Genomic DNA, 26055 nt, shown 5'->3' with positions numbered 1-26055 from the left:
CTTTTAGGGGCTCCGGCAATGTACGTACACCACTGTATGTTGCTGGACATTTTTTATAGTGGTGATGATGGTCATAGCATGGTGTATTCTCTCACGTAGTAAAATGGAATTTACCATCGGACTGTCTAGATGAATCACCTATCTTCCCAACAAGATGTCTCTTTTCTCCGCATTCCCTCCACGGGTAAGGCCGAAGAGGTGGTGCGTCGGTTGATTGAAGCCATTGACCTGGGTATTTTCAGCGAGGGGGGCCAGCTACCCAGTGAAGCCGGTCTGGCCTCCCAGTTCGGTGTTGCGACGGTCACGGTCAGAGAAGCATTGTCACTGCTACGGGCACAAGGCTTCGTCGAAACCCGTCGGGGCCGCAAAGGCGGCAGTTTCGTCACAGCGAACTTCAATATCGCTCATGCCAGGTTGCTGCAAGAATTTCGCCGCTACAGTGTCTTCGATCTGCGAGACTATGGCGATGAGCGTGCAGCCATCAGTGGACATGCCGCTCGATTGGCAGCAGAACGAGCCACTGCCGATGATCTCGATCAAATCGCTAAGCAAATCCGCATTATGGAAAAAGCCATGGATCGCTCCGACCAGCGTCGTGCCGATATGCGTTTTCATGTCAATGTTGCCATGGTCTCCCAGTCTGTACGGTTAACGCAGGCCGAGATGCAGCTCCAGTCGGAACTCGGTATGTTCCTGTGGATCGACCCACTGGATGCCAAGGCTCTCAATGCTTACGTGGATAGGCTTAAGGCAATTGAGGATGCCATCGCTAGAGGCGACGGAATATTGTCCAGTGCATTATCGACTGATTTGTGTAAAAAGAATATGGAACGCGTGATTGATGCTCGTCTGAGGCTGGAAACATCCGACGATGCGATGGGGACGGGAGACAGCTCATGACTCGGAACGATTTTTTTTATAGCGGGGTGGAAGATCGTAACGATAAAGTTCGTGCTTGTGCTAAGAATATCGAAGAGTCAGTATACGTTATTGTCAATACGGCCGAGAAGGTTCGGGATGATATCATCCGCCTATGGGGGTTGGCTGAACGGCAACGTCAACAGGTACTGAAGAAAGACCTCGCCGAATTGCAAGGTACCGTCAAACGGTTGCTTTCTGAGACGAACGTGCAGATTAATGGCGCCGGTTTCGTCGTTGCGCCGAATGTTCTAGCGGATACTCGTTTGCATCTCGAATGGTGGCGGGATGGAGTCAAGCCTGGTCACGTTATACCATTGAGAGTCAATCTTGATGAAGGTGGCGATACCTTCTACGATTACCCTAATATGCCTTGGTTCTATAAGCCGAGGTGTGAAGGAGTAGGGCATGTTATCGGCCCCTACGTCGACATGATGGGGGTCGATATGTATATCTGTACCTTCTCGTTACCAATCGTATATGATGGTCAATTTCTCGGAATTGCCGGTGCGGATGTACCCCTTAATAACCTCGAAGCTGTCGTAACACCTCACTTGGTCGAGCAGAACCAGCCACTCATTCTTGTCAACGACGACTTACGCGTCATCGCTTCGAACTCATCACGTTACCTAGTGGGCGAGTTCTTCAAACCTTTCTCCCACTCAAGCTCCCAATCATATTACTACATTACACTTGGGCACTCCGTAGAAAGCTGGCGTTTAGTTTGCTTAAATCACTATATTTCCTGAGGTTAATTTGTTATTGCCCAGCATCAGTGCTAGCAAGCTAGCCGGTTATTATATGTCTCAGTCTTTATGAGATCTGTGACCAGTGCTAAATACCAGTAGGTAGCCGTCATCACAACATGGTGCTGCCTTGTCAGGCGCGCCGCCAAGCGCATCGCCCGCGATGCCGGTCACCGTGGCAACTACCGTGACGATGGCGTGGATGGCATCGCCGCGCAGTTGATCTTGTAAAGCTTCTTCGCCGACGACACCTTCCTGCAACGCATGCCGTAAACGCCCGCGACCGGCCTGGGCGGGTCGCGGGGTGCGCTTAGCTATTAACCCTGAATGATCAACTCTCCAGGTTCAGCTCCGGTGTCGGCCGGCTGAAGCCACGCGTCAGCCAGGTCAACCACGCCAGGCCGCACAACAGCCACGCACTGCCCAGCATGATCGCCAGGTGGTCCAGGCTCATCATCAGCCACAGGATCGCGCCCAGGCCGATCAACGGGCAGATCAGGAACCACAGCGTATCCAGCCCGCTGCGGCGGCGCTCCTTCAGGTAGTAGTGGAAGATCACTGAGAGATTGACCAGGGCGAAGGCCAGGAAGGCGCCGAAGTTGATGAAGGACGCCGCCGAGAGCACGTCCATGGTCAGCGCCAGCAAGGCGACCAAACCGCTGAATACTAGCCCGCCCAGCGGCGTGCCGAAGCGGCTCAATTTGCCCAGCCAGCGCTTTGGCAGCACATCGTCGCGGCCCATGGCGTAGAGCAGGCGCGCGCCGCTGGCCTGCGCGGCGATGCCCGAGGCGAACTGGCCAACTACCAACCCGATCAGGAATATCGAGACGAAGATATCGCCGCCAATGTTGCGCGCGATCTCATAAGCCGCGGCATCGGGATTGGCGAAGTCATGCCCCGGTGCGGCGAGTTGTACGAAATACGACACCACAACGAAGATCAGCCCGCCGATCAGGGTGATCAAGAGGATGGCACGCGGCAGAGTGCGTTGTGGGTCCTTGGTTTCTTCGGTCAGCGTGGTGACGGCATCGAACCCCAAGAAGGAGTAGCACGCCACGGCGGCACCCGCCATCAGTACCGGCAGGATCGCGGCGGAGTCGGCTCCCAGGAACGGTGTCAGACTCCAGAAGGGTTGGGTGGGATCGCCTAGTACGTAATGCATGCTCAGGCCGACGAAGGCGATCAACACCAGGAGCTGCACCAGCATCATCACGCTATTGATCGCGCTCGCCAGTTTGAGGCCGAGGATGTTGATCGTGGTAGTGACGGCAATGAAGGCCAGAAGCCATAACGGCGTGGGAATCGCCGGGAAGGCCGAGTTCAGATAGGCGGCACCGATCAGCCAGATCACCATGGGCAGGAACAGATAATCGAGCAGGATCGCCCAGCCAGCGATGAAACCCAGGCGGTCGTCGATGGCGTGGCGCACATAGGCATAGGCCGAGCCGGCCACCGGGTAAGCGCTGGCCATGCGCCCGTAGCTGTGCGCCGTGAACAGCATGGCGATCAGCGCCGCCAGGTAAGCACCCGAGACGGCGCCCTGCGTGGTAACGGCGAGCACGCCGAAGGTGCCCAGCACGATGATGGGCGTCATGTAGGCCAAGCCGAACAGCACGACCTGGCTCAGTGAGAGGGTCTTCTTCATTTGGTTCATCGTCGCCTCCTGTTGTGGTTGTTGCGACTGTTTAGTGGTTGTTGCGAGTGCTTGAAATCAGAAGTGCCAGTAGCGGCCTCCCTCGGTGTCCTCGCGCTGGCCTTGCAGGCCGATACGGCAGTCTTTGAGGTAGTCGTAATCGCGCCGCGCGTCCGGCAAGCGCTGGGGATCGAGTTGCAGCGTGGTGACGCTTTCCTCGCGGCCGGCGCGGAACAGCGCCTCGCCGTCCGGGGCGACCAGTGAGCTCTCGCCGGCGAAGGTCAGTCCCGCACCTTCACCCGCGCGATTGGTCATGGCGACGAAGTAATGATTGTCCTGGGCACGCGTTTGGGCGGCGCGGGCATGCATGGGGCCATAGGGGTCCATGTTGCCGTTGGTGACCAGCAGCAGATCGCAGCCGAGTTGCCCCAACGCGCGTGCGGGCTCAGGGAATTCCAGGTCGTAGCAGATCAACAAGCCAACCTGCAGGCCGCGCCATTCGACGCAACCCACGCGATCGCCGGGGGCGACGAGGTCGCGCTCATCGGGCCATAGATGCGCCTTGCGGTAGCGCAGCGCGATGCCATCCTCCGGCGTGATCAAGACGGTGGTGTTGAAAACGCGCTCGCCATCGCGCTCGAGAAGGCCCAGGGCGAGCGCGGTGTCGTGCTCGCGGCTGGTGGCAATAAGCGTGGCGAGTTCGTCGCCGTCGAGGGTCAGCGTGCGGTCGTCGACGTGGCCGGGTTCGGCAAAGCCGGTGAGGTGAGTTTCGGGAAAGACGATCAGCGACGTCTCGGGGGCGGCGTCGCGTAGACAGGCCAGGGTGCGCGAGAGATTGTAGGCGATGTCGCCCTCGCGGCCGGCCAGTTGTGCCAAAGCTATCTGCATGAAAGACTCCGAAGCGTCATTGTGGCTGTGCGGTCATTCGGATGCCCTTCAGTATCCGCGATCACACGGGCATGACCATTCCCCGGTGGGGTTACCCCATCAGGGTGAGCGAGGAGAGCGAGATGACGAGCGATGCAGACGATAGCGGGCAGGCGCCGGCACCCAGCGCCCTGGAAAGCGTGGCCTGGCATCGTGCCTTCGGGACCCTGGCGGACAAGCTGGATGGCGCCAATTTCTGGCTGGCTACGGTGCGTACCCTGGGGCGTCACGTCGGCTTCGATACCTGGGTGGTGCTGATCTTCCATCATCGCCAGCCGCCGCACATCCTCGCGGAAAGCGACGAGGACGATGGTGCCGATGAGGCGTTGTTCCAGGATTATCAGCGCGGTCTGTATCTGCTCGACCCGTTCTATATCGATGCCCGAGACCGCGCGCGTGCCGGGTTGTACACGTTGGCTGACGTGGCGCCGCAGTGCTTCCAGCATACCGAGTACTATCAGCGTTACTTCCAGCGCAACATCGTCGCCGATGAGATCCAATTCAACTGCCCGCTCGATGCCGAGCGCACGCTATGCCTGTCGCTGGGCTCGACCCGTGCATACTCGCCCGAGGCGCTCGGCCTGCTGAGCCTGGTGCAGCCATGGATGCTGGCGCTGATGCGCCAGCGCATGCATTTCGAATTCGAGCACGAAGATGGCACGCCGCCGGGGCCGCATCCATGGCATCCCTCTCCCCAGGCGCCGCGTGAGCTGGAATCCCACCAGACGCTGACCGAACGCGAGCGCGAAGTCAGCCAGCTCATGCTTGGCGGCAGCTCGACCAAGGAGATCGCCCGGCGCATGGCGATCTCGGTGGAAACCGTGCGCGCCCACAAGAAGCATCTTTACGCCAAGCTGGGCATCAACTCGCAGTCGGAGCTATTTGCGTTGTTCTGGCAGGCGCGCCGCTGAGCTGCGCACGCTACGGGCAGACGCTCCCAGTCTTATAGCGTGCGGTCGTCCACCCCATAGGTCGGCGGCACGAACCAGCGCACGTCTTGAGCATCACGATCGATATAGTCCTCGACTTGCAGCAGGTTGGCGAAGATCGCCATGCGCACCGGAATGCCATTGTCGGCCTGGCGGAAGATGGCCAGGCGCGGGTCGCCGTTGAGATCGACATTGAGGTCGTTGGCGCCGGGGCGGCTGTCACGCGGCAGAGGATGCATGACGATGGTGGTCGGCGAGCAGCGCTGATCGAGGAAGGCGCGGTCGACGATGAAGTCCTGGGACATCCCCGCGAAGGCTTCCGACATCTCCTCGGTGAAGCGTTCCTTCTGGATGCGCGTGGTGTAAATCACGTCGAGATCGCTGAAGTCGTTGGCCAGGCTTTCGCGTTGCTCGACGCGATGTCCGCGCGAGGTGACCAGGTCGATCAAATGACGCGGCATCTCAAGGCCCGGCGGCGAGACCAGCGTGATGCGCAGCGGCCTGAAAAGCGATAGCAGCTTGATCAACGAGTGCACGGTGCGGCCGTGCTTGAGATCGCCGGTGAGCAGGAAGTGCGCGCCTTCCAGGCGTTTGCCCAGACGCGCGAATTCCTTCTCGATGGTGTACAGATCGAGCAGCGCCTGACTGGGATGCTCGCCGGGACCGTCGCCGCCGTTGATCACCGGCACGCGGGTGGCTTCGGCGAATTCTGCCACCGCGCCCTGGTCGGGATGGCGCAGCACGATGGCATCGACATAGCCGCCCATCACGCGGCTGGTGTCGTAGAGGGATTCACCCTTGGCCATCGAGGAGAAGGTGAAGCCGGTGGTGTCGCAGACGCTGCCGCCGAGACGCGAGAACGCCGCGTGAAAGCTGATGCGGGTACGCGTACTGGCTTCGAAGAATAGATTGCCGAGTACCGCGCCTTCGAGCACGCGGGTCACCTTGCGCCGCTGGGCGAAGGGCTCCATGCGGCCGGCGAGCTGCATCAGGTGCTCGACGTAATCGCGGGACAGGGAATCGACGGAAAGCAGGTGGGAACTCATCGGTAAGCCTCGCAAGTGGCGCAGGGGGTCGCTGTGCGTAGTGTACGCATACGCGTCGCTGGCTTCATCCGCTGCTTGCGTCGATCGGTGCGCTTCGCTTGGCCTGGGTGGGAACGACTTCTATGGTAATGAATGCCATATCCCACCATTCAAGGAGCGAATGTCATGGGCGAGCAACATTTCCCCGCACAGGAACAGTCCGACCAACCCGGCGACGAGCACGCCATGCGTCCCGAGCCCGAGTATATCCGTGATAGCTATCGCGGCACCGGCAAGCTCGACGGCAAGGTAGCCATCATCACCGGGGGCGACAGCGGTATCGGCCGCGCCGTAGCGGTGCATTACGCCCGCGAGGGCGCCGATTGCGTCGTCGTCTATCTCAATGAAACGCGTGATGCCGAAGACACCCGCGCACTGGTCGAAGCCGAGGGACGAGAGTGCGTCCTGATACAAGGCGATGTCGGTGATCCGATGCTGTGTCGTCACGTGGTCGATACGACGCTGGCGACCTTCGGCAAGCTCAATATCCTGATCAATAACGCAGCCGAGCAGCATGACTGGGAAGACGTCACGCAGATTCCCGACGACCAGTTGCAGCGGACCTTCCAGACCAACGTGTTCAGCCATTTCTACATGGCCAAGCACGCGCTGCCGCACATGCACGAAGGCGATACCATTATCGCCACCTCGTCGATCAATGCCTTCAAGGGCAACGACACGCTGATCGATTACACGGCGACCAAGGGCGCCATTCAGGGCCTGGTGCGCTCGCTGGCGATGTCACTGGTGGAGCGTGGCATTCGTGTTAACGCCGTGGCTCCCGGCCCGGTGTGGACGCCGCTGATTCCCGCCAGTTTCGACGCGGACAAAGTCTCCGGCTTCGGCGGCCAGGTGCCCATGAACCGCGCCGGGCAGCCCAGCGAAATGGGCCCCGCCTACGTCTACCTAGCCAGCGAAGAATCCTCCTACATGAACGGTCAGACGCTGCATCTCAACGGTGGCGTGATCCTCAATACCTGAGTTTCAGGCGAGCTCCTGCGGTAGCCGCCCGCCCAGTTGCGCCGTGATCTTGCGGGCGGCGCGGCTGACCAGGCCGCCGAGTTCGGCGAGGCGTGCCTCGGGAATCCGCGCGGCGGGGCCGGAGACCGAGATGGCGGCGAGCGGCAGGCCGTTTTCGTCGTGCAGCGTCGCTGCCACGCAGTTGAGGCCGATGGCGTGTTCCTCGCGGTCGCAGGCGTAGCCCTGACGGCGGATCTCGCCCAGGGCGTCGCGCAGGCGGGCCGGGGTGTCGAGGGTGTTGGGCGTGACCTTGTCGAGCCCGCGCGTGTGGAGAATGCGCTCGACCTCGTTACGCGGCAGCCAGGCGAGTAGCGCCTTGCCGACGCCCGAGGCATGCAGCGGGGCGCGTGATCCCAGCCGCGTGATCATGCGCATCATCTGCGGTGACTCGCTCTGCGCGAGGAATACCGCCATGCCGTGATCGCGAATGCCCAGGTTGGCGGTTTCCTCGGTCTCTGCCGTCAATTGATGCAGGAAAGGCCGGGCGGTGGCGACAAAATCGCGCGCCTCGAGGAAGGCGTTACCCACGCGGAACGTCTTGGCGTCGATGTGCCACACGCCCATCTCTGCATCCTGAGCGATGAAGCCCTGTTGATGCAGCGCCTGCAGCAGGCGGTGCGTGGTTGACGGCGCCAGGCCCACGACTTGGGCGATATCGGAAAGGGCGAGCCCGCCGGGCGCGGCGGCGAGGCCTTCGAGAATACTCAAACCCCGCACCAACGATTGACTGTGGCCGCTGGTGGCTTTGCCATTACCGGCGGGGCGTCCGACCGACTTGCGTTTGCTTTCCGTCACGCCAGGCTCTCTCTCATGGAATATTCATGGAAAATTCTTCCATGAATTCCAAGGCCTCGCTAGCCCACCAAAGGCGCACGCCTAGACTCACCACAGACGTATGCCTGAACTCAGGCGGTATGGGCGTCCAGACGTAGCAGGGCGATACGGTGGATCTGCGCGATGGCGATGCGGCGTTCCTCGTCGGGCGTATGCGCGAGCCGGGCCTCGAAGGCATCGAGAATCTCGCGGCGATGATAGCCTTTGACGGCCATGACGAAGGGAAAACCGAAACGTGCCTTGTAGGCGGCGTTCAAACGCTCGAAGCGGGTGAGTTCTTCCGGTGAGCACTGATCGAGCCCCGCGCCGGCCTGCTCGTTAGTCGAAGCATCGGTCAGACCGCCATCCAACGCGACCTTGCCGGCCAGGTCGGGATGCGCGCGAATAACCCCGAGTTGGTCCTCGGGCGCTGCCGCGTCGAGCATCGCCGCCATGGCCTCGGCAAGGCCCTCGGGAGTGTCGTGATGGGTCGCGAGGCCGCTATCCCATACCGCCTCGGCGATCCACGGTGAATGTTCGTAAATACCGCCGTATGCTTCCACGAAAGCCGCGCGGTCGAGCGTCGTGGGGCGCGGCGAGAGCAAGGGTTGGCGCATGCGCGTCTCCTGATGCTATGTTGTTCGCAGTTGTTGTATACAAAATCAGGGTAAGGGGTAACGGCGCATGCGTCCATCTTGCCGCGTTGCCCGCCCCTTGGAGTCATGTCGACCGCAAGGAGACATCATGGGCTATCTCACCACGCACGTACTGGATACCGCGCGGGGCTGTCCCGCCAATGGCCTGCGCCTGACGCTGTACCGGCTCGATGCCGATGCCCGCCAGACGCTAGGCGAGTTCGTGACCAATGACGATGGCCGCTGCGAGGGTCCGCTTCTCGAAGGCGAGGCATTTCGTGTCGGCGAGTACGAGCTGGTCTTCGAGGCTGGTGCGTATCTCGATCGCCAGGAGGGCGCTGCCGCCTCCGGTCCGCGTTTCCTGGATAGTATCCCGATACGTTTCGGCATCGACGATGCGGATGCTCACTACCATGTGCCGCTGTTGTTATCACCGTTTGGCTATTCCACCTACCGTGGTAGCTGAGCCGTGGCCGGCAATGCGATGATCGGCGCAAACGTATTCGGGAGCCGTGAATGAGCGAGTTACCTCGGGCGCATCCTGCCAAGCAAACGCGTCGCAACGAGGGCAAGGCCGGCGATGGGGCGCAGCGTCATGACGCCATCTACCGCGCGATCAGCGATGCCATCATCGAGCACCGCCTGCAGCCCGGTGCGCGGCTGCGCGAGGATGCCTTGTCGGAGGTGTTTGGCGTGAGCCGCACCGGCATCCGCAAGATCCTGCAGCGCCTGGCGCTGGAGCACCTCGTCACTTTGACGCCACGGCGTGGCGCGAGTGTCTCCCGGCCCACCGCCGAGGAGGCACGCGATGTCTTCGCGGCCCGCCAATTGGTGGAATGCGAACTGATGGCGCAAATCGCTTCACGCGTCACCGAGAGCGACCTCAAGGCACTGCGGGACTGCGCCAACCGCGAGCGTCAGGCGCTCAAGGCTGGCAAGCAGAGCGAGGCGATCAAGCTTTCGGCGGCTTTTCACAACCAACTGGCCGCGCTGGCGGGCAACGCCACGCTCAGCGAATTCGTCGGCCGCCTGTGTTCGCGCTCGTCGCTGATCCTCGCCGTCTACGGCAACACCGGCCATCTCGGCTGCGAATCCCACGATCACGACGAACTGATCCGGCATCTGGAAAGCGGCAACGCCGAGCGCGCCCGCGCCTTCATGCAGCGCCACCTCAAGGCCATCGAAGCCTCGCTCTCCATCGCCGAAGCCCCCGAAGAAACGCCGGATTTGTACGCTATCTTTGGCGCCACTCCAGCGTAAGCCCTCGCAGGGTTTAATCTTGCAGCTCCCATCGTGCGCCGGCACCTTTACGGTGCCGAGAGCTGTGTCTCGGCGAAGTCGAGCAGGTTCCGGTAGTCACGCTGACGAATGATGTGCTCGACGATTCCGGCGTCCAGGTTCAGATAGTTGTGCACCAGCGCGTTACGCAGGCCAATCACCTTTCTCCAGGGCGTGCCGCTATCGTCATGTCCCAGGCTGTGTAGCTTGGTGAAGGTCTGTCGCGCATCGCTGGGCACCACGATACCGAGTGACTTCAAACGTTGCTTGGCGATGCCGATGCAGGCTTCGGTAAGCAACTGGAGGTTGCGCTCAGTAGCGCGATAGAGAAGCGCGCTCAAGCCTTCGGGCGTTGTTGCGGCCTGATGCAGCTGCTCCAACTCCTCGGCGAGAGTGGCGAGATGCTCGCGCATGGCGTCGATGTATTCGATTTCCACGTAATGATTCCCGTCGATTCAAGCCGTCGATTCAAGCCAAGTCATCGGTTCAAGCGTAGTGCTGCTGATGATACTGATGATCGATCTCCCACATCGAAGTGATGCGATTCTCCTCGCGGATCAGTCGCAAGCGATCGTTGGCTTGCAAGACCTGGCCAGTGCGGATCACGGCGTGGGCGAGGGGCAGCGGCGCCAGGTTGATATCGACGATGGAGAGCTGATCATTGGTCAGCGCCACTGCCTCCTGCCAGGCTTGTGCCAATAGCTCGGGGCGCAGGCGCCGCTCCAGGGCGTCTTCTTCGAAGTTGCGAAAGGCCACGGCAAGATCGTAATCGCTCTCCTCGGTTGCCGTGCCCTTGGCGCGTGAGCCATAGAGCCACAGCACGGCGATGTCATCGTCATGGGCTGCCAGCTCGGCGAGGCGCGGCAGAATGGCTGTCTGGTCGGGCATTTCGGCTCTCTTGTAAAGCGGCGGTGGATGCCAGCGATAGTGTAGCACCGGCAGTGGTTTGCCGAGGAACTGGCGCCGTCGCGTCAGGGGTATGTGCTCAGTGCGCTACCTCGGCGGGCGTCGAGACCTGCCCGCGCATCAGCACGTAGTAGCACGCTCCGCCCAGGCCGGCGCCGAGTAGCCATGCGAAGCCTTCCAGCGCGGCGAGGGCCGGCACCCATACCGAGGCCAGCGAGAACAGCGCGCCGATGGCGAAGGCTGCCAGGCCGCGACGGTTCCAGCCGTTGGTGTAGTAATAGGGACTGCCGGGTGCAGCCGAGAAAAGCGCCTGCACGTCCAGTTGGCCACGGCGAACGACATAGTAGTCGATCACGATAATGCCGTAGAACGGGGCGATGATGGCGCCGATGGCGTTGACGAAGCCGGGAATGCCGATCTGGCTGATCACGCTGACCCATAACGCGCCGATGAAGAAGGCGATGATCGCCGTGATCAGCCCGCCGAGGCGGAAGCTGATACGACGCGGAAACAGGTTGGCGAGGTCATAAGCGGGTGGAATGAAGTTGGCCACCAGGTTGATGCCCACCGTCGCGGCGAAGAAGGTCAGCGCGGCGACGATCGTCAGTGGCAGGCTATCGACGCGTTCGACGATGTCCGAGGGGTTGGTCAGTGCCTCGCCGAACAGCGCCAGCGTGCCAGCGGTGATGATCAACGCGATGAACGAGAACACCGCCACGTTGAGCGGTAACCCGAGCCAGTTGCCAAGCCGCATGGCGCGTTCGTTCTTCACGAAGCGCGCGAAGTCGCCGAAGTTGATCACCACGGCGGCGAAGTACGCGATCATGGTGCCGAGCACGGTGAAGAAGGCGCCGACGGCGCTGCTCGTTGCCTCGCTGCTGCCGCTGAAGATGTCATCCACCGCAGGCAGTAGCGAGGCCCCGGCCTGCCACCAGACCACGCCCATCAGCACGATCATCACCGCGTAGACCAGCGGTCCCGCCCAGTTGAGGAAGCGCTTGATGCGCTCGATGCCCGCCCAGAACATGGCCAGTTGAAAGACCCAGACGATGACGAAGGCCAGCCAGGCTACGCTCGATAGCCCCAGGAACTGGCCGCTCTCCGGTACGCCCAGCGCGGTCAACAGCAGCGTGACGGCGGTGGAGGCGAAGTAGGTCTGTACGCCGTACCAGAAGATGCCGATCACCGCGCGCAGCATAGCTGGCAGGTTGGCCCCGTGCACGCCGAGGCTGGCGCGTACCACCACCGGAAATGGAATGCCGTATTTGACGCTGGGTCGCCCAGTCAGGTTGACCAGCGCCATGACCACCAGGCCGGCGAGGATGATGGCGGCCATCACCGCCCAGCCGTTGAGGCCGTAACTCAGGAATAGCGAGGCGGCCAGGGTGTAGCCGAACAGGCTCTGGATGTCGTTGGCCCAGACATTGAAGATTTCGAAGGCGCCCCAGCGTCGCTGGTGATAGGGCAATGGCGCCAGGTCGGCGTTGTAGAGGCTTGCGTCGGGCGCCGTAAGGCGCAGGTCGTTATCGTTCATGGCGGCGCTCTGTGTCGGGATGCAGATTCGTGGATGACGGTGTCATTGGCAAAAGCGCTGGCAGGCCGGCCAGTAGCGCATCATCAGGTAATACGCCAGACCGGCGGGCACGAGGCTCGCGTACCACGAAATCGCCGAGACATTGAGCGCCACCAGCGCCCCGATCAGCGTGGCGATAAAGGCGGCGTAATTGATGCCGCGATAGGGGCCCTGCGTGTCATAGAGTTTGTCGATATCCAGCGTGCGCCGACGGATGAGGTAATAGTCCACCGCCATGATCGCGAAGATCGGCCCCAGAAACGCCGAATAAGTCTGCACGAACAGTTGCAGCCCGGCAGCGGAGTCGTCCTTGACCAGCTCCCAGGGGAAGGTGGCGAAGGCCAGCAAGCCGACGATCACTGTGGCGCTACGGAACTTCAGCTTGAACACATCCATCAGCACATAGGTCGGCGGCACCACGTTGTTGAGCACGTTGGTGGTGACCTGGGCGAAGGCGATGAACAACAGGGTGGTGATCAAAAGCGGCGGGTTGTCGACGGCGTTGGCGAAGACATCGATGGGATCGGCGACGCCAGTGGCGCCGGAGACCATCAGCCCGATCAAGCCCATGAACAGCGTGCAGGGCAGGATCGACATGGCATAAAGCGTGGTCAGAAGCCCCGGCCCGCTGCCGTGCTTGAGTTCACGGGAGTAGTCGCTGGCGTTGAGGATCATGGTGCTGTAGATGCCCAGAAACAGCATCGTCGCCCCCCAGAAGGGCAGCCCCCAGGTACCGTCGATGTCGACCAGTTGTTCGCCGATCACGTCGCCGTACTTGTTCAGCACGCTGAAGAACATGTACACCAGCGAGGCCAGAATGAAGCCGCTGCCGATGTTCTCCAGCCACTTGATGCCCTGGAAGCCGAACACCGACAGGGCGATCTGCAACAACTGGAAGGCGATGAAGTAGAACACCAGATTGTCGAAGCCCAGCAGGGTCGCCGACACGGCATTGAGGGCGCCGGCGCCGATCCAGCTCTGAAAGCCGTACCAGACGATGGCCGGCACCGCGCGTATCAGGCCGGGTAGTCGCGTGCCGGTGAAGCCGAAGGCGCTGCGTGCTTGCACCATGAAGGGAATGCCGTACTTGTAGCCGGCCGCGCCGTTGATCGCTAGCGCCACGCCGATCACGAAGCAGCCGATGGCGATGGCCAGTGACGCCTGCAGTAGATTGAGCGTGCCGACGATGCTCGAGCCCATGGCGAAGGTACCGATGGATACGCAGCCGCCGAACCAGGCCAGCAGATAGGACGTGCGCCCCATGATGCGTGTTTGCTGGGGCGCCAGGGATTCCTCCCCCGGCGCCTTGCCGGGAGATTGGGCGTTACCAGGCGCTTCCGCTTTCGCGCCCGGCGAGGTGGGTTCGCTTGTCATGCCGCTTTCCTCGGGCGGGGCAGCCCCCGCGATTTGTTGTTGTGCGCTCCCGATGATGGGAACGTCCGAGTGGCGTAGCGTGCTGTCTTTTGATTTATCTGTCGGGTGTTGTGGTTATCGGTGCGGTGCGGTAAAGCGATTCCCTCCATAGGCGGGCGTTAACATTAGCGTGATAGATGCGCGAACTGGCCGGTAAACGCCTTGGGGCGTGGAAAATCCAGATCGCCATGCTTGCTGGTGCCGAGGCCCAGGCCGACCAGCGCCTCGGCCAGCTTCACGGCGGCGGTGACGCCTTCGACGATGGGAATGCCCACTGCCTCTTCGATGGTGGCGCGCAAATCGGCCATGCCGCCGCAGCCGAGCACGATGGCGCCGATGCCGTCTTCATCGCGAGCGCGGCGACAAGTCTCGATTACCCGCGTGAGTGCCGCATCGCCATCGTCTTCCAGGTCGAGCACGGGGATCTCCGCCGCGCGCACGCGGCGGCAGTGATGCGTGAAGCCGTAGGCTTGCAGTAGATGTTCGGCAATGATGCCGGTGCGCCCCAATGTCGTGACCACCGAGAAGCGTGTGCTGATCAGGCTGGCCATATGGAAACCGGCCTCGGCGATGCCCAGCACCGGGGCGCGAGTCAGCTCGCGGGCCGCCATCAGGCCGGGATCGCCGAAGCAGGCGATGATGTAGGCGTCGCTGCCCTCGCGCTCGCCCTTGGCGATTTCCTCGGTCACGCCCACGGCGCTGATCGCCTCGTCGAAATGTCCTTCGATGGACACCGGGCCGCTTTCCGGCTGCGTGGCGACGATCCGTGTGCCCGGCGCCGCGATGCGGCTGGCGGATTCACCGATGCGTGTGGTCATGCCGGTACTGGTGTTGGGATTGATGAGATGCAGGCGCATGAAAGTCCTTGAGCGCGAGGTCGAACCTCGGACGCGGTATTTTTTGTCTACAAAATTTCTAGTATTGAATACAAAATAAGTCAATGCCTGAACGTTGTCGCGCCAAGCAGGCACCAAGCCACCGGCGCCTTAGATCACCGGTTGACGTTGGGTTCACGGTTATCTTGTAGGCGAGCAAACGCCGCGATAGGGATTTCCGGCGATCCGCCAATGGATTGATTTTTTGTATACATCAACGCACGCTAATCGTGTGACACAACAATAAACTGGGAGTGTTTATGGGCATGACATCCGATTCGTCCGCCGTTTATCCGCGCGATCTCATCGGCTATGGCCGCACGCCACCGCAAGCGAACTGGCCGGGTGGGGCGCGCATCGCCGTGCAGTTCGTCCTCAATTACGAAGAAGGCAGCGAAAACAGCGTGCTGCACGGCGACAGCCACTCCGAACAGTTCCTCTCCGAGATCGCCGGCGCCGAGGCCTATCCGGATCGCCACCTGAGCATGGAGTCGATCTATGAGTACGGCTCGCGGGCGGGGGTGTGGCGCGTGCTGCGCGAGTTCGAACGACGCGGGCTGCCGCTGACCGTGTTCGGTGTCGCCATGGCGCTGGAACGTCATCCCGAGGCGGCGCATGCCTTCAAGGAACTCGGCCACGAGGTCGCCTGCCACGGCTATCGCTGGATTCACTATCAGAATGTGCCGGAAGCCGTCGAGCGCGAGCATATGCAGCGCGCCGTCGAGATATTCCGCACGCTCTACGGCGAAGCCCCGCTGGGGTGGTATACCGGCCGCGACAGCCCCAACACCCGGCGCCTGCTGCTCGATCAGGGCGGCTTTCTCTACGACAGTGACTACTACGGCGACGACCTGCCGTTCTGGACCGATGCATCGGACAGCGAGGGCCAGACGCACCGCCACCTGATCGTGCCGTATACGCTGGACACCAACGACATGCGCTTCGCCTCGCCCACCGGGTTCGATCACGGCGAACCGTTCTTCCAGTATCTGCGCGACGCCTTCGACGTGCTCTATGAAGAAGGTGCCGAGACGCCGAAGATGCTGTCGATCGGGCTGCACTGCCGACTGATCGGGCGCCCCGGACGCTTCCGCGCGCTACAGCGCTTCCTCGATCATATCGAAGCCCACGACCGGGTGTGGATAACTCGGCGTGTGGATATCGCCCGGCACTGGGCGGCAGAGCATTTGGCCGAGTAGCCAACCGAGTGTTCCGCACCCCCGAATCTAGCGTCAATCACGCTCTTTTATGGTGCGTGCGAGTGGTTTCGTGTCCCTGATCCGGTCATTTGCTCCGTTGTCTGAATTCCTGATAAGACGAACTTCGGCCGGTGCTGTCGGCTAACTCCCTGAATCGACAACAATCGGAGCTGGGTTGGCGCCAAGCTTGCTATGTCGGGATGTGAAACAAACGTTTCCTATCCGGTAGAGAAGTCGCCAATCGTTTCTCTGCCATGACCACAACGCATGCTCCCTTCAGGAGATTCAGCATGTTCGCCTTCGCCAAGAACCGTTTCTGCCGCCAGCTCGTACTGGCACTCAGTTGCGTCGTCGTGACGAGTCTGGCCGCCGTCGCGGTACAGGCCAGCGACCTGGACACCATCGAACAGCGCGGCACCCTGCGCGTGGCCGTGCCACAGGATTTTCCGCCGTTCGGCTCAGTGGGTACCGATCTGCAACCGCAGGGCTATGACATCGATATGGCCCAGTACCTGGCCGATCAAATGGATGTCGATCTGAAGCTCGTGACGGTCACCAGTGCCAACCGCATACCGTTTCTGCAGACGGACAAGGTCGACCTGGTGATTTCCAGCCTGGGCAAAAATCCCGAGCGCGCCGCAGTGATCGACTTCACCGATGCCTACGCGCCGTTCTTCCTAGGCATTTTCGGCACGCCCGAGGCTGAACCGATAGAGTTGGCGGCGGGCCTTGCCGGCAAGACCATCGGCGTGACCCGCGGTTCGGTCGAGGACATGGAGCTTTCCGATCTGGCACCTGGCGATACCACCATTCAGCGCTTCGAGGACAACGCCACCACCATATCCGCCTTCCTTTCCGGCCAGGTCGACTACATCGCCACCGGCAACGTGGTGGCGGCACAGATCGCCGAGCGCAACGCCGAGCGCGCGCCGACCATGGTCTTCCGGATCAAGAACTCGCCCTGTTACATCGGCCTGAACCAAGACAACACGGCGCTCAAGACCCGGGTCAACGAACTGATCGAACGAGCCAAACAAGATGGCATGCTGGAAGCGATGTCGCAGAAGTGGTTCCACACTGCACTGCCTGATGATCTTTCCTCCTGAGTGGATGATTCGCCATGACTCTGGATTTCTCCACGTTGTTGCCGTACCTGGACGAGATCCTCGAGGGGTTGGTGACGACGGTATGGCTCACCGTCGCCACCACCTTCGTCGGGATCGCGCTGGCGATTGTCGTTGCCTACGTTCGTGATGGTGCGCCGGGTATCGCCAGCAGCTTGCTGGGTGCTTATGTCGAGGTGACTCGCAACACACCGTTCATCGTTCAGCTGTTCTTCCTGTTTTTCGGGCTGCCGGCACTGGGTGTGCCAATCAGTGCCACGGTAGCGGCTCTGTTGGCGATGGTGCTGAATCTCGGCGCATACACAGCCGAAATTTTGCGCGCGGGCATCGATTCGACGGCCCGCGGCCAGCACGAAGCAGCCCGTGCACTGGGGCTGTCGCGGCTGCAGAGTTTTCGTCATGTGGTGCTGGTGCCGGCATTTTCACGGGTTTATCCATCACTGATCAGCCAGTGCATCATCGTGATGCTGGGCTCCGCGGTGGTGTCCCAGATTTCGGTGTTCGATCTGACCTACGCCGCCAACTTCATCCAGTCGCGCAACTTCCGCGGCTTTGAAGTGTATCTGGTGGTCACGCTGATTTACCTGCTGCTGGCGGTGGGTCTGCGGCTGGGGTTCGAGTTCGTCGGGCGGCGGCTGTTCGCATTCCGTCAGGGAGGATCATCATGACCGACTTCACGCTGTGGGACATCGTCCGCAACCTGCTGCTGGCAGGGCGCTGGACCGTGGTGCTGTCGCTGATTGCCTTCGCTGGTGGCGCCTTCGTCGGTTTGATGTTGACGCTGCTACGCATGGGCGGCTTATGGCCGATCCGCTGGTTGGTTCGACTCTACGTCGACCTGTTTCAGGGCACGCCGCTGCTGATGCAGTTATTCCTGGCCTACTTCGGCGCTGCCGTGCTGGGCTTCGACATCTCTGCCTGGACTGCGGCCAGCGTGGCGCTAACGCTCTTCACTAGTGCCTTCCTTTGCGACATTTGGCGCGGTTGTGTCGAGGCGGTTCCCAGCGGGCAGTGGCAGGCTGCGCGCGTGCTCGGCCTCAATTATCTGCAGTCGATGCGCCACGTCATCCTGCCGCAGGCGCTGCGCCTGGCCGTGCCGCCGACCGTCGGCTTTTCCGTACAGGTCATCAAGGGCACCGCGCTGGCATCGGTGATCGGCTTCGTCGAACTGACCAAGGCCGGCACCATGCTCAACAACGCGGCCTTCGCCCCCTTCACCATTTTCGCACTGGTGGCGCTCGGATACTTTATCCTTTGCTATCCGCTGTCCCGCTATGCCCGTTACCTGGAGAGAAAGCTCTATGGCGCTGGTAGTCGTTAACGACCTGCATAAATCCTTCGGTGACCTGGAAGTGCTCAAGGGCATCGACCTGGAGATCGAAGCCGGTGAGGTGGTCTCGATCATCGGACGCAGTGGCTCGGGCAAGAGTACTTTCCTGCGTTGCCTCAACCAGCTCGAGCATCACGATTGGGGTACCATTCATCTAGCCGATCAACGTCTCGATGGTGGCGCGATGTCGCCGGGAGAGCTGAGCCAGAATGTCGGTATGGTGTTTCAGAGCTTCAACCTGTTCCCGCACAAGACGGTGATCGAGAACGTCATGCTGGCACCGGTGGTGGTCAAGCAGACGCCCCGCGCCGAGGCGCGTCAGGTCGCCGAGCAGATGCTCGACAAGGTCGGCATGCTGGAAAAGATCGATGCCTATCCGGGGCAGCTTTCCGGTGGTCAACAACAACGCGTTGCCATTGCCCGCGCCTTGGCGATGCAGCCCAAGGTACTACTGTGCGATGAGGTAACCTCAGCGCTCGATCCTGAGCTGGTGGGTGAGGTGCTGCACGTGCTGGAAAGCCTGGCAGCGGAGGGCATGACGTTGATTTTGGTGACGCATGAAATGAAGTTCGCCCGCGATGTCAGTCATCGCGTGGTCTTCATGCATCATGGGCACATCCATGAGGCGGGTGACCCGCAGACGCTGTTCACCCAGCCCAAGACATCGGAACTCAGCCAGTTTATCGCGTCGATCCTGTAGCGGCGACTATTCCATTTCAGTGTTTACGATAAGGAACGTCAGTATGCAGGCGCATATCGGTCGTCGACTACAACAGCAATTTTCGGAATTGGGCCCTCAGGAACGCCGGGTGGCGGACTTCATCCTGGCGCACCTGGAGGACTTGGCGGTCTACAGCGCTACCGATCTGTCGCGTCTCAGTGGTGTCTCCAAGGCGACCGTGACGCGATTGTTCAAGCGCCTGGGATTTGATGACTTCAAGGCGGTCAAGGCGCATGCCCGGCAACTGCGCCATTATGGTGTGCCGTTGGCCTCCAACACTGAAACGCTGGAAAACGGCATCGAACGTTTTCGGCGTCATGCCGATCGCGAGCAGAATAATCTACGCCAGTGTCTGGAAGGCCTTACCCCGGCGCTTTTCGATGCGGTGGTCAGTGCGCTGGATGAAGCACCAGAAGTGGCCGTAGTGGGTTACCGCAACAGTTATCCCGTCGCCCTGCATTTTCGCCAGCAGTTGATTCAAGCACGAGCGAACGTGCGGTTATTGCCGGCGCCCAATCAGTCGCTTGCCGAGGAGCTGGTTGAACTCGAGCCGGGTACGCTGATCGTGCTGATCGGTTTTCGCCGCCGTCCGCGATTGTTCGAGACGCTGATCGATGCACTCGCCCAGCGCGAAGAGCGCTTGTTGCTGATCGGTGATCCGACGACGGCAAAGTATGATGATCGGGTCACCTGGCGGCTGGAGTGTGCGCTGGAAACGATCTCGGCCTTCGACAGCTATGCCAGTGCCATGAGCCTGGTGAGTTTGCTGGCCAATGCCATGCTGCATCGTCGGCTCGCGCAGGGGCGGGCGCGAATCGGCGATGTCACGGAGCTTTATCAGGAGTTGGAGGAGTTAGCCCCCTGAGATATCCCGGTGCCAAAATGATAAGCAAAAAAAGAACGTGTGACGCCGGTGCTCTGCCGGGTCGCGAGGTTTGATTGAGGAGAAAGCATGCCACAGCGTACCGACACATCTCAGAACACCTACTACGCTCCCCATGGCGGCTTGCCGCCGCAGAGCCAGTTGATTCATGGTCGAGCGGTGTTCACCGAGGCGTATGCGGTGATCCCGAAAGGCGTGATGAGCGATATCGTCACCAGTTTTCTACCGCATTGGGAAAAGACGCGGTTGTGGATACTTTCGCGACCGCTTTCCGGCTTCGCGGAGACGTTTTCGCAGTACATCATGGAGGTCTTGCCCGGGGGCGGCAGCGAGCGACCGGAGCCGGATGAAGGCGCCGAGGGCGTGCTGTTCGTGGTCGAGGGCGAGATGATGTTGATCCTAGATGGTCAGGCGCATGCGATGGCGCCGGGCGGTTACGCCTTTCTGCCGCCGGGCGCCGATTGGCAATTGCGCAACGACAGCGATGCGCCGGTGCGCTTCCACTGGATTCGCAAGGCTTACGAGCATGTCGAGGGATTGGACATGCCCGAGGCGTTCGTCACCAACGAGAACGATATAGCGCCGATCGCCATGCCGGACACCGATGGCAAATGGGCCACGACGCGTTTTGTCGATCCGCAGGATGTGCGCTACGATATGCACGTCAATATCGTCACCTTCCAGCCGGGTGGGGTGATCCCCTTTGACGAGACTCACGTCATGGAGCATGGCCTCTACGTATTGGAGGGCCGCGCGATCTACCATCTCAATCAGGATTGGGTCGAGGTCGAGGCCGGCGACTACATGTGGCTGCGCGCGTTCTGTCCGCAATCCTGCTACGCCGCCGGGCCGGGGCCGTTTCGCTATCTGCTCTACAAGGACGTGAATCGGCACATGAAGCTGCGCTTGAGCTGAGACATCCTCTGAGGAGAACGCATGCTCGAACTTACCGCCCAACCGCTGACCGACGAGGCGTTCGCGCCGTTCGGCGATGTCATCGAGCGTCATAATGCCGATAGCTTTCCCATCAATAATGGCCGCACGCAGCGTTATCACGATCTGGCGCGGATCGAGACGCTCGGCGAGGGCGCACGGCCGATCATCAGCGTTTTCGTCAGCCAACCCGTGGCACTGCCGCTGACCCTCACGTTGCTGGAGCGTCACCCGCTCGGCAGCCAGGCGTTCATGCCGTTGCACGGCGAGCGCTTCATCGTCGTCGTCGCGCCGCCAGGGGAGCGCATCGAGCTTGGAGATGTGCACGCGTTCGTCACCGACGGTCGCCAGGGCGTCAACTATCGCGCCGGGACCTGGCACGCCATTCACTCGGTGCTCGATGTGGAAGGCGAGTTCCTGGTGGTGGATCGTGCCGGCGAGGGCAACAACTGCGAGGAATACCCGCTGGACGCGCGGGTGAGTTTATAAGCAGGTATCCACACTGTGGTGGTGTTCAACGGTACGGCCATGCACGGTGATCGCTTATTGTGTTCATAAAGCCCGACCAGGGGACTCGCTGATGCCGGACGCGCGCCATTCCGTTGAGCGTCTCAAGGAAGTCTTTTCCGCCTTTCTGATACTGGGCCTGACGTCCTTCGGTGGGCCGATTGCCCACCTGGGCTATTTCCGTGCCGAATTCGTCACGCGGCGCCGCTGGTTGTCGGAGGAGGACTACGCGGACCTGGTGGCGCTGTGTCAGTTTCTTCCGGGCCCGGCCAGCAGCCAGGTCGGCTTCGCCTTGGGGCTATTGCGAGGCGGGGGCTGGGGAGCCGCTGCTGCCTGGACGGCCTTTACGTTGCCCTCGGCCATCGTGCTGGTGCTTTTCGCGTCGGGTGCCGCGGTCCTCGATGGCCCGATCAGCGAGGGCATCCTGCATGGGCTCAAGGTGGCAGCCGTGGCGATCGTCGCTCACGCTGTCTGGGGCATGGCGCGCAAGCTTTGCCCCGACCAGCGGCGCGCCGGCATCGCCTTGGCGGCCGTGCTATTAGTGGTGCTGATCGGCGGGCCGGTGGGGATGGTAACGGCCATCGTGATCGGTGCGGTGGCCGGTATGCTGTTTTGTGGAGACTCAGTGTATCGAGATCAGGGCGGCCCCGTGTCGCGTGAGTTGCACTTTCCGGTGTCGCGGCGTGTCGGCCAGGTCGCTGCCGCATTTTTCGTCGCGTTGCTGATCGGGCTGCCCTGGCTGGCCTGGGTGTCGTCGTCTACGGTCCTGGCAATGATCGACGCCTTCTACCGCGCCGGCGCCTTGGTGTTCGGGGGCGGGCATGTGGTGCTCCCGCTGCTGGAAAGCGAAGTCGTCCAGTCAGGCTGGGTGACACCCGATAGCTTTCTCGCGGGCTATGGCGCTGCCCAGGCGATTCCCGGACCGCTATTCACCTTTGCGGCGTATCTTGGTGCCGAGATGGGGACGTTGTCCGTGCCGCTTGTCGGCGCGGCGTTGGCGCTCATCATGATCTTCTTACCGGGACTCTTGCTGCTGGTGGCCGTGCTGCCTTACTGGAACCGCTTCCGGCGTCTGGAGCGCGCGCAATCACTGATGCGTGGCGCGAATGCCGCAGTGGTGGGGATCCTGGGGGCTGCGCTCTATCAGCCGGTCTGGACCAGCGTGGTGGTCGGCTCTGCCGAGTTTGCCCTGGCATTGACGGGCTTTCTGCTGTTGAGCGTCTGGAAGCTACCGGCCTGGGCGGTGGTAGTGATCCTGGCGGCCGGGGGCATCGTCATTACGCTGTAGGGGGTGTGCGTGTGTAGTCCTTATGGGTCAGGGCTTGTGTAATCATCCTGCCTTCCTTGAGCATGCGTCGAGATATAGGCCTGATCGGGATGGTTAGGGTCGTCCAGGTAGAGATAAGTCAGTAAGCCTTCTCGACGCAGCGAGTTAAGATACTGTTTCTGAAGATACTCCGGGTTGCGCTGTAACAAGAGGGCGAGTTCACTGACCCGATAGGGCCGAAGAGCACAAAGCGAGACAAGCATGTTCCTAATACGTGAGGTGTCGCGAGTTCTTTGTCCCAACTCGCTCAGCTGCTGGGCCAGCGGCCCCGGGAGCTCTGCTAGAAGCTCTGTCCGCAGCGTGATAGAACCGCCGCCGGACTCCGGATATAAGTCGCCGGACTCCGGAGATAAGCCGCTGGACTCCGGAGATAAGCCGCCGGACTCCGGAGATAAGCTGAAAAGATCGTCGGTAAGGCTCGTCTCATTCGGAAAGCGCTCGCCTGGAACGTAGTAGGTTGCCGAGCCTCTGGGAATCTGAGTCAACAGACCAAAATCACGCAACCGCACCAAATGCTGACTGGCTGTCAGGGTGTCGACACGACTCTGGGCACGGTAGTCGGCGTTGGTGATACGGCCGGTTTCACGTACCAGCAGAAGAGCATGGCACTCTTCTTCTGTAAGCTGTAGGTGGCGGAAATGCGTTAACCACTCGAGGGCTTCTTCGTCCAGGAAGTGCACAAATAGCAGAGTAGTCATGAAGCGATCTTCATGGCGCTGAGACTCAAAGAACGGCGGTGTCAGCCCGGCCTGCTCCATATGGCGACGCATGACGCGAATGCCGCTGCCTTTGGTTTCAGCATAGCGTGTCTCGTGCAGTACGGCGGCTAGTGTCGGGTTGCGCCAAGCACTACCCGGCTGGCCCAACTGTTCCTCGGGCTTGAGTGAATAGCCTGGGTTATGGATCTCGATACGGTTGCTGTAACGGATAATCTGCACTGGCTCGTGGCGGCGATAGTTGCGGTGCATCAACGCATTGACAATGGCCTCGCGGATTACCTTGGTCGGAATCAGCGGCGTATCGCTGCGCTGCTGGCTGCCTTGCGGGAGATGAAAGGCGGTGGGCAAGTCATCCATGACCGCTGCTGCGGCACGATTAATCAGGCGCGAGAGCGCGTTTTTGAGGGTTCCAGTGTGCATCAAGGTCACATGACCCGCCATGAACGACAAGGCCCCATTTTGAGGGGCCTTGTCGTTCTGGTTCAGGTCTGTTCGACAGTCTTGTCACGACGCGGATCGCGTCCCAGCGGGTGCGGTTCGCCGCGTTGCTTGGCAAGCTCGATCTGGCGTTGACGCTCGCGGGCGCTGGTCCGGGTTTTCTCCGGCAGGTTGTCCCAGCAGTGCGGGCAGCTTACGCCGGGTTCGTATTTCGCGGAGGCCATGTCGTCTTCGGAGATCGGCCGGCGACAGGCGTGGCACTGTTCGAAATCGCCCTCGGCGAGGTCGTGGCGCACGGTCACGCGGTTGTCGAACACGAAGCATTCGCCCTGCCAGCGTGACTGCTCTTCAGGCACTTTTTCCAGGTAGCTCAGAATCCCCCCCTTGAGGTGATATACCTCCTCGAAGCCTTCATTGAGCATGAAGCTCGAGGCCTTCTCGCAGCGGATGCCGCCGGTGCAGAACATCGCCACCTTCTTGTGCTTGGCGGGGTCGTAATGCGCTTTGACGTAATCCGGAAACTCGCGGAACGTCTTGGTCTGCGGGTCGATGGCGCCCTCGAACGAGCCGATTTCCACTTCGTAATCGTTGCGCGTGTCGATGACCAGCACTTCCGGGTCGGCGATGACATCGTTCCAGTCCTCGGGCTCGACATAGGTGCCGACCGTCTGATTGGGATCCACCCCGTCGACGCCGAGGGTCACGATCTCGCGCTTGAGCTTGACCTTGGTGCGATAGAACGGATGCGCGTCGCAGTAGGATTCCTTGTGGGCGACCGCGGCCAGGCGCGGGTCGGCTCGCAGCCACGCCAGCAAGGCGTCGATGCCCTCGCGGGTGCCGGAGACGGTGCCGTTGATGCCTTCCTGGGCGAGCAGCAGCGTGCCCTTCACATCGTGAGCGCGCATTGTCTCGAGCAACGGTTCGCGCAGGGCTTCGTAGTCATCTAACGTGACGAACTGATAGAGCGCCGCGACCACGATGGCCGGCGCGTCGTGCGGTTGGGTCATGTCTGTCTCCTGGTAATCGTCCCCGTAAAGGACGGACCGGGTGAATCGTTGGCGAGTGCCAAGGGAGACGCATTTTACGCAATGCCATGCGGTGATGCATCTGCGGCAGGATGCCGCCCCGTTTGGGCGGGGCGGCGTCATTGGCGTCAGTGCATAGCTAACGTGATCGAGATACAGCGTCTATATGAGTTTTCTGCGTTATCGTGGGTCGCGATGACGTTGCGACAAAGGGTAAAACGAACCTTCAAAGTTATGGTGTATCATCTGCGCGTATTCAGTAAGTGGCGTAACAGCTGGTGCCACCTGTCTCGGGATTGGGGGATGCAACGATCTCTCAGAGACACGGGAGTTTCAGCACGTTTCGCCGACTTCGATCGTGTGGCTGAGCATCTGACCCTCGTCGAGGGGCGAACTCTCCGCTTCGAACACGATAAGACAACCTTCTTGCTGCAAGGGGCTTGGCAGTGACACCAACAATGAACCATGCGCTGGTCTTGTGGCATTATCTTACCGCGTCTCCTGACCATCATCAGGAAGGGCTACTGGTCGTATGTGGATCTTACGATCTGCGTGTATGTGATTATGCCTGCGATCTTTTCAAGCGTGGTCAGTTCAATCGGCTTTTGATTACCGGACGAACTGGAAACTGGACCCATCACCTGTGGAGCGAGACCGAAGCACAGGTTTTTGCAGAGCGGGCTCGCCAACATGGCCTTTCAGACAGGTCGATGATCTTGGAGACGGAGGCGACGAACTTCGCCGAGAATATTCGAAATGCGCGTCTTCTCGTCCCCTCGGCCAGGAAAGTGACCTTTATAACGAAGCTGAATTCTATCCGACGTATCATGGTGACCGCGCCGATCCAGTGGCCCTGCGCCAATGTGCGGACCGATGGACCCCCAATCCGCTTCCCTGACGAAGTGTCGAACGTCGTCGGAGTTTTTGGGCTGATCGCAGAAATGGTTGGGGACATCGACAGGCTCATCAAATATCCCGATGCTGGGTTCCAGGTAATAAGTGACGTGCCGGATGATGTTCAGACGTCGTACCGATATTTGGCCGAACATGGCTTCGGCAGTCATATGATTTCGTCAACTGCATGACACTTCGACAAGT

29 protein-coding genes are annotated in these 26055 nt (G+C 61.0%); 16 read left to right on the top strand and 13 right to left on the bottom strand.

Annotation, left to right across the window (positions count from 1 at the left end):
- The first annotated feature begins 129 nt into the window (after window positions 1-129).
- Complete coding sequence (locus L1073_RS12620; protein WP_246899769.1) at window positions 130-900, top strand: FadR/GntR family transcriptional regulator; 771 nt, start codon at window positions 130-132, stop codon at window positions 898-900.
- Window positions 897-1667, top strand: a complete 771-nt coding sequence (locus tag L1073_RS12615; RefSeq protein ID WP_246899767.1) for a cache domain-containing protein — start codon at window positions 897-899, stop codon at window positions 1665-1667. Before L1073_RS12620 ends, L1073_RS12615 begins: the two co-directional genes overlap by 4 nt.
- Window positions 1668-1724: 57 nt before the next feature.
- Here the strand turns inward: L1073_RS12615 and L1073_RS17360 are convergent, their stop codons facing one another.
- The 3 genes from L1073_RS17360 to L1073_RS12600 form a co-directional block, all read right to left on the bottom strand.
- A complete protein-coding gene (locus L1073_RS17360; protein ID WP_425531586.1) occupies window positions 1725-1925 on the bottom strand; it encodes a hypothetical protein in 201 nt (66 codons plus the stop codon).
- A 70-nt stretch (window positions 1926-1995) separates the two neighbouring features.
- Window positions 1996-3318: an APC family permease gene (locus L1073_RS12605; RefSeq protein ID WP_246899766.1), complete on the bottom strand. Its 1323-nt coding sequence runs from the start codon at window positions 3316-3318 to the stop codon at window positions 1996-1998.
- Between the two features lie 57 nt (window positions 3319-3375).
- Window positions 3376-4185 (bottom strand): carbon-nitrogen hydrolase family protein, encoded by an 810-nt coding sequence (locus L1073_RS12600; RefSeq protein ID WP_246899764.1) that lies wholly within the window; start codon window positions 4183-4185, stop codon window positions 3376-3378.
- 122 nt (window positions 4186-4307) lie between these two features.
- Between L1073_RS12600 and L1073_RS12595 the strand changes: the two genes are divergently transcribed.
- Window positions 4308-5135, top strand: coding sequence for a helix-turn-helix transcriptional regulator (locus tag L1073_RS12595; protein ID WP_246899762.1), 828 nt, complete (start codon window positions 4308-4310; stop codon window positions 5133-5135).
- A gap of 32 nt (window positions 5136-5167) precedes the next feature.
- Here the strand turns inward: L1073_RS12595 and pyrB are convergent, their stop codons facing one another.
- Complete coding sequence (gene pyrB / locus L1073_RS12590; RefSeq protein WP_246899760.1) at window positions 5168-6199, bottom strand: aspartate carbamoyltransferase; 1032 nt, start codon at window positions 6197-6199, stop codon at window positions 5168-5170.
- 165 nt (window positions 6200-6364) lie between these two features.
- On the opposite strand from pyrB, the gene L1073_RS12585 reads away from it, so the two are divergent.
- Window positions 6365-7219 carry an SDR family oxidoreductase gene (locus L1073_RS12585; protein WP_246899758.1) on the top strand — a complete coding sequence of 285 codons (855 nt, stop codon included), beginning with the start codon at window positions 6365-6367 and terminating at the stop codon, window positions 7217-7219.
- Between the two features lie 3 nt (window positions 7220-7222).
- On the opposite strand, the gene L1073_RS12580 is transcribed toward L1073_RS12585, so the two are convergent.
- Window positions 7223-8053 carry an IclR family transcriptional regulator gene (locus L1073_RS12580; protein ID WP_246899756.1) on the bottom strand — a complete coding sequence of 277 codons (831 nt, stop codon included), beginning with the start codon at window positions 8051-8053 and terminating at the stop codon, window positions 7223-7225.
- Between the two features lie 110 nt (window positions 8054-8163).
- Window positions 8164-8688, bottom strand: coding sequence for a 2-oxo-4-hydroxy-4-carboxy-5-ureidoimidazoline decarboxylase (gene uraD, locus L1073_RS12575; RefSeq protein WP_246899755.1), 525 nt, complete (start codon window positions 8686-8688; stop codon window positions 8164-8166).
- Between the two features lie 127 nt (window positions 8689-8815).
- On the opposite strand from uraD, the gene uraH reads away from it, so the two are divergent.
- The gene (gene uraH, locus L1073_RS12570) at window positions 8816-9172 is read left to right on the top strand and encodes a hydroxyisourate hydrolase (RefSeq protein WP_246899754.1); all 357 of its coding nucleotides are present in this window, start codon (window positions 8816-8818) and stop codon (window positions 9170-9172) included.
- Between the two features lie 50 nt (window positions 9173-9222).
- Window positions 9223-9966, top strand: coding sequence for a GntR family transcriptional regulator (locus L1073_RS12565; RefSeq protein ID WP_246899753.1), 744 nt, complete (start codon window positions 9223-9225; stop codon window positions 9964-9966).
- A 47-nt stretch (window positions 9967-10013) separates the two neighbouring features.
- Here L1073_RS12565 and hepT read toward each other — a convergent pair whose 3' ends face one another.
- The 5 genes from hepT to L1073_RS12540 form a co-directional block, all read right to left on the bottom strand.
- The gene (hepT, locus tag L1073_RS12560) at window positions 10014-10421 is read right to left on the bottom strand and encodes a type VII toxin-antitoxin system HepT family RNase toxin (RefSeq protein WP_246899751.1); all 408 of its coding nucleotides are present in this window, start codon (window positions 10419-10421) and stop codon (window positions 10014-10016) included.
- Between the two features lie 49 nt (window positions 10422-10470).
- Window positions 10471-10872: a type VII toxin-antitoxin system MntA family adenylyltransferase antitoxin gene (mntA, locus tag L1073_RS12555; protein ID WP_246899749.1), complete on the bottom strand. Its 402-nt coding sequence runs from the start codon at window positions 10870-10872 to the stop codon at window positions 10471-10473.
- 97 nt (window positions 10873-10969) lie between these two features.
- A complete protein-coding gene (locus L1073_RS12550; protein ID WP_246899747.1) occupies window positions 10970-12424 on the bottom strand; it encodes an NCS1 family nucleobase:cation symporter-1 in 1455 nt (484 codons plus the stop codon).
- Between the two features lie 42 nt (window positions 12425-12466).
- On the bottom strand, window positions 12467-13837 hold the full coding sequence (locus L1073_RS12545; protein WP_246899746.1) for an NCS1 family transporter: 1371 nt from the start codon (window positions 13835-13837) through the stop codon (window positions 12467-12469).
- 164 nt (window positions 13838-14001) lie between these two features.
- On the bottom strand, window positions 14002-14733 hold the full coding sequence (locus tag L1073_RS12540; RefSeq protein ID WP_246899744.1) for an aspartate/glutamate racemase family protein: 732 nt from the start codon (window positions 14731-14733) through the stop codon (window positions 14002-14004).
- Window positions 14734-15011: 278 nt separating this feature from the next.
- Between L1073_RS12540 and puuE the strand changes: the two genes are divergently transcribed.
- The 9 genes from puuE to chrA all read left to right on the top strand — a co-directional run bounded on the left by puuE (window position 15012) and on the right by chrA (window position 22736).
- On the top strand, window positions 15012-15950 hold the full coding sequence (gene puuE, locus L1073_RS12535; protein ID WP_425531585.1) for an allantoinase PuuE: 939 nt from the start codon (window positions 15012-15014) through the stop codon (window positions 15948-15950).
- A 290-nt stretch (window positions 15951-16240) separates the two neighbouring features.
- Window positions 16241-17056, top strand: coding sequence for a transporter substrate-binding domain-containing protein (locus L1073_RS12530; RefSeq protein ID WP_246899741.1), 816 nt, complete (start codon window positions 16241-16243; stop codon window positions 17054-17056).
- Between the two features lie 14 nt (window positions 17057-17070).
- The gene (locus L1073_RS12525; protein WP_246899739.1) at window positions 17071-17742 is read left to right on the top strand and encodes an amino acid ABC transporter permease; all 672 of its coding nucleotides are present in this window, start codon (window positions 17071-17073) and stop codon (window positions 17740-17742) included.
- Window positions 17739-18395: an amino acid ABC transporter permease gene (locus tag L1073_RS12520; protein ID WP_246899737.1), complete on the top strand. Its 657-nt coding sequence runs from the start codon at window positions 17739-17741 to the stop codon at window positions 18393-18395. The genes L1073_RS12525 and L1073_RS12520 overlap by 4 nt, the downstream gene beginning before the upstream one ends.
- Window positions 18376-19104 (top strand): amino acid ABC transporter ATP-binding protein, encoded by a 729-nt coding sequence (locus tag L1073_RS12515; protein WP_246899736.1) that lies wholly within the window; start codon window positions 18376-18378, stop codon window positions 19102-19104. Before L1073_RS12520 ends, L1073_RS12515 begins: the two co-directional genes overlap by 20 nt.
- Before the next feature lie 43 nt (window positions 19105-19147).
- The gene (locus L1073_RS12510; protein ID WP_246899735.1) at window positions 19148-19990 is read left to right on the top strand and encodes a MurR/RpiR family transcriptional regulator; all 843 of its coding nucleotides are present in this window, start codon (window positions 19148-19150) and stop codon (window positions 19988-19990) included.
- A gap of 87 nt (window positions 19991-20077) precedes the next feature.
- Window positions 20078-20923, top strand: a complete 846-nt coding sequence (locus L1073_RS12505) for a bifunctional allantoicase/(S)-ureidoglycine aminohydrolase (protein WP_246899733.1) — start codon at window positions 20078-20080, stop codon at window positions 20921-20923.
- A gap of 21 nt (window positions 20924-20944) precedes the next feature.
- Window positions 20945-21430 carry an ureidoglycolate lyase gene (locus L1073_RS12500; protein ID WP_246899732.1) on the top strand — a complete coding sequence of 162 codons (486 nt, stop codon included), beginning with the start codon at window positions 20945-20947 and terminating at the stop codon, window positions 21428-21430.
- 91 nt (window positions 21431-21521) lie between these two features.
- Window positions 21522-22736, top strand: a complete 1215-nt coding sequence (gene chrA / locus L1073_RS12495; RefSeq protein WP_246899730.1) for a chromate efflux transporter — start codon at window positions 21522-21524, stop codon at window positions 22734-22736.
- A gap of 20 nt (window positions 22737-22756) precedes the next feature.
- Here chrA and L1073_RS12490 read toward each other — a convergent pair whose 3' ends face one another.
- Window positions 22757-23914, bottom strand: a complete 1158-nt coding sequence (locus L1073_RS12490) for an ATP-binding protein (RefSeq protein WP_246899813.1) — start codon at window positions 23912-23914, stop codon at window positions 22757-22759.
- Between the two features lie 62 nt (window positions 23915-23976).
- Complete coding sequence (trhO, locus tag L1073_RS12485) at window positions 23977-24939, bottom strand: oxygen-dependent tRNA uridine(34) hydroxylase TrhO (RefSeq protein WP_246899728.1); 963 nt, start codon at window positions 24937-24939, stop codon at window positions 23977-23979.
- A 476-nt stretch (window positions 24940-25415) separates the two neighbouring features.
- Between trhO and L1073_RS12480 the strand changes: the two genes are divergently transcribed.
- Window positions 25416-26042 (top strand): YdcF family protein, encoded by a 627-nt coding sequence (locus L1073_RS12480; RefSeq protein ID WP_246899727.1) that lies wholly within the window; start codon window positions 25416-25418, stop codon window positions 26040-26042.
- Window positions 26043-26055 lie beyond the last annotated feature (13 nt).

The sequence above is a fragment of the Chromohalobacter nigrandesensis genome (assembly GCF_023061285.1).
Classification (GTDB): domain Bacteria; phylum Pseudomonadota; class Gammaproteobacteria; order Pseudomonadales; family Halomonadaceae; genus Chromohalobacter; species Chromohalobacter nigrandesensis.
This window is presented reverse-complemented; position numbering and strand designations above follow the sequence as displayed.

What these genes read in the sequence shown, in the direction of transcription:
- L1073_RS12490 (WP_246899813.1), bottom strand. Translation starts at nt 23,914, where the DNA reads ATGCACACTGGAACCCTCAAAAACGCGCTCTCGCGCCTGATTAATCGT.
- L1073_RS12515 (WP_246899736.1), top strand. Translation starts at nt 18,376, where the DNA reads ATGGCGCTGGTAGTCGTTAACGACCTGCATAAATCCTTCGGTGACCTG.
- L1073_RS12550 (WP_246899747.1), bottom strand. Translation starts at nt 12,424, where the DNA reads ATGAACGATAACGACCTGCGCCTTACGGCGCCCGACGCAAGCCTCTAC.
- L1073_RS12600 (WP_246899764.1), bottom strand. Translation starts at nt 4,185, where the DNA reads ATGCAGATAGCTTTGGCACAACTGGCCGGCCGCGAGGGCGACATCGCC.
- L1073_RS12565 (WP_246899753.1), top strand. Translation starts at nt 9,223, where the DNA reads ATGAGCGAGTTACCTCGGGCGCATCCTGCCAAGCAAACGCGTCGCAAC.
- L1073_RS12525 (WP_246899739.1), top strand. Translation starts at nt 17,071, where the DNA reads ATGACTCTGGATTTCTCCACGTTGTTGCCGTACCTGGACGAGATCCTC.
- L1073_RS12615 (WP_246899767.1), top strand. Translation starts at nt 897, where the DNA reads ATGACTCGGAACGATTTTTTTTATAGCGGGGTGGAAGATCGTAACGAT.
- puuE (WP_425531585.1), top strand. Translation starts at nt 15,012, where the DNA reads ATGGGCATGACATCCGATTCGTCCGCCGTTTATCCGCGCGATCTCATC.
- pyrB (WP_246899760.1), bottom strand. Translation starts at nt 6,199, where the DNA reads ATGAGTTCCCACCTGCTTTCCGTCGATTCCCTGTCCCGCGATTACGTC.
- L1073_RS12500 (WP_246899732.1), top strand. Translation starts at nt 20,945, where the DNA reads ATGCTCGAACTTACCGCCCAACCGCTGACCGACGAGGCGTTCGCGCCG.
- L1073_RS12530 (WP_246899741.1), top strand. Translation starts at nt 16,241, where the DNA reads ATGTTCGCCTTCGCCAAGAACCGTTTCTGCCGCCAGCTCGTACTGGCA.
- trhO (WP_246899728.1), bottom strand. Translation starts at nt 24,939, where the DNA reads ATGACCCAACCGCACGACGCGCCGGCCATCGTGGTCGCGGCGCTCTAT.
- chrA (WP_246899730.1), top strand. Translation starts at nt 21,522, where the DNA reads ATGCCGGACGCGCGCCATTCCGTTGAGCGTCTCAAGGAAGTCTTTTCC.
- L1073_RS12510 (WP_246899735.1), top strand. Translation starts at nt 19,148, where the DNA reads ATGCAGGCGCATATCGGTCGTCGACTACAACAGCAATTTTCGGAATTG.
- mntA (WP_246899749.1), bottom strand. Translation starts at nt 10,872, where the DNA reads ATGCCCGACCAGACAGCCATTCTGCCGCGCCTCGCCGAGCTGGCAGCC.
- L1073_RS12595 (WP_246899762.1), top strand. Translation starts at nt 4,308, where the DNA reads ATGACGAGCGATGCAGACGATAGCGGGCAGGCGCCGGCACCCAGCGCC.
- L1073_RS12585 (WP_246899758.1), top strand. Translation starts at nt 6,365, where the DNA reads ATGGGCGAGCAACATTTCCCCGCACAGGAACAGTCCGACCAACCCGGC.
- L1073_RS12505 (WP_246899733.1), top strand. Translation starts at nt 20,078, where the DNA reads ATGCCACAGCGTACCGACACATCTCAGAACACCTACTACGCTCCCCAT.
- L1073_RS12545 (WP_246899746.1), bottom strand. Translation starts at nt 13,837, where the DNA reads ATGACAAGCGAACCCACCTCGCCGGGCGCGAAAGCGGAAGCGCCTGGT.
- L1073_RS12540 (WP_246899744.1), bottom strand. Translation starts at nt 14,733, where the DNA reads ATGCGCCTGCATCTCATCAATCCCAACACCAGTACCGGCATGACCACA.
- L1073_RS12605 (WP_246899766.1), bottom strand. Translation starts at nt 3,318, where the DNA reads ATGAACCAAATGAAGAAGACCCTCTCACTGAGCCAGGTCGTGCTGTTC.
- uraD (WP_246899755.1), bottom strand. Translation starts at nt 8,688, where the DNA reads ATGCGCCAACCCTTGCTCTCGCCGCGCCCCACGACGCTCGACCGCGCG.
- L1073_RS12480 (WP_246899727.1), top strand. Translation starts at nt 25,416, where the DNA reads ATGAACCATGCGCTGGTCTTGTGGCATTATCTTACCGCGTCTCCTGAC.
- uraH (WP_246899754.1), top strand. Translation starts at nt 8,816, where the DNA reads ATGGGCTATCTCACCACGCACGTACTGGATACCGCGCGGGGCTGTCCC.
- L1073_RS12520 (WP_246899737.1), top strand. Translation starts at nt 17,739, where the DNA reads ATGACCGACTTCACGCTGTGGGACATCGTCCGCAACCTGCTGCTGGCA.
- L1073_RS12620 (WP_246899769.1), top strand. Translation starts at nt 130, where the DNA reads ATGAATCACCTATCTTCCCAACAAGATGTCTCTTTTCTCCGCATTCCC.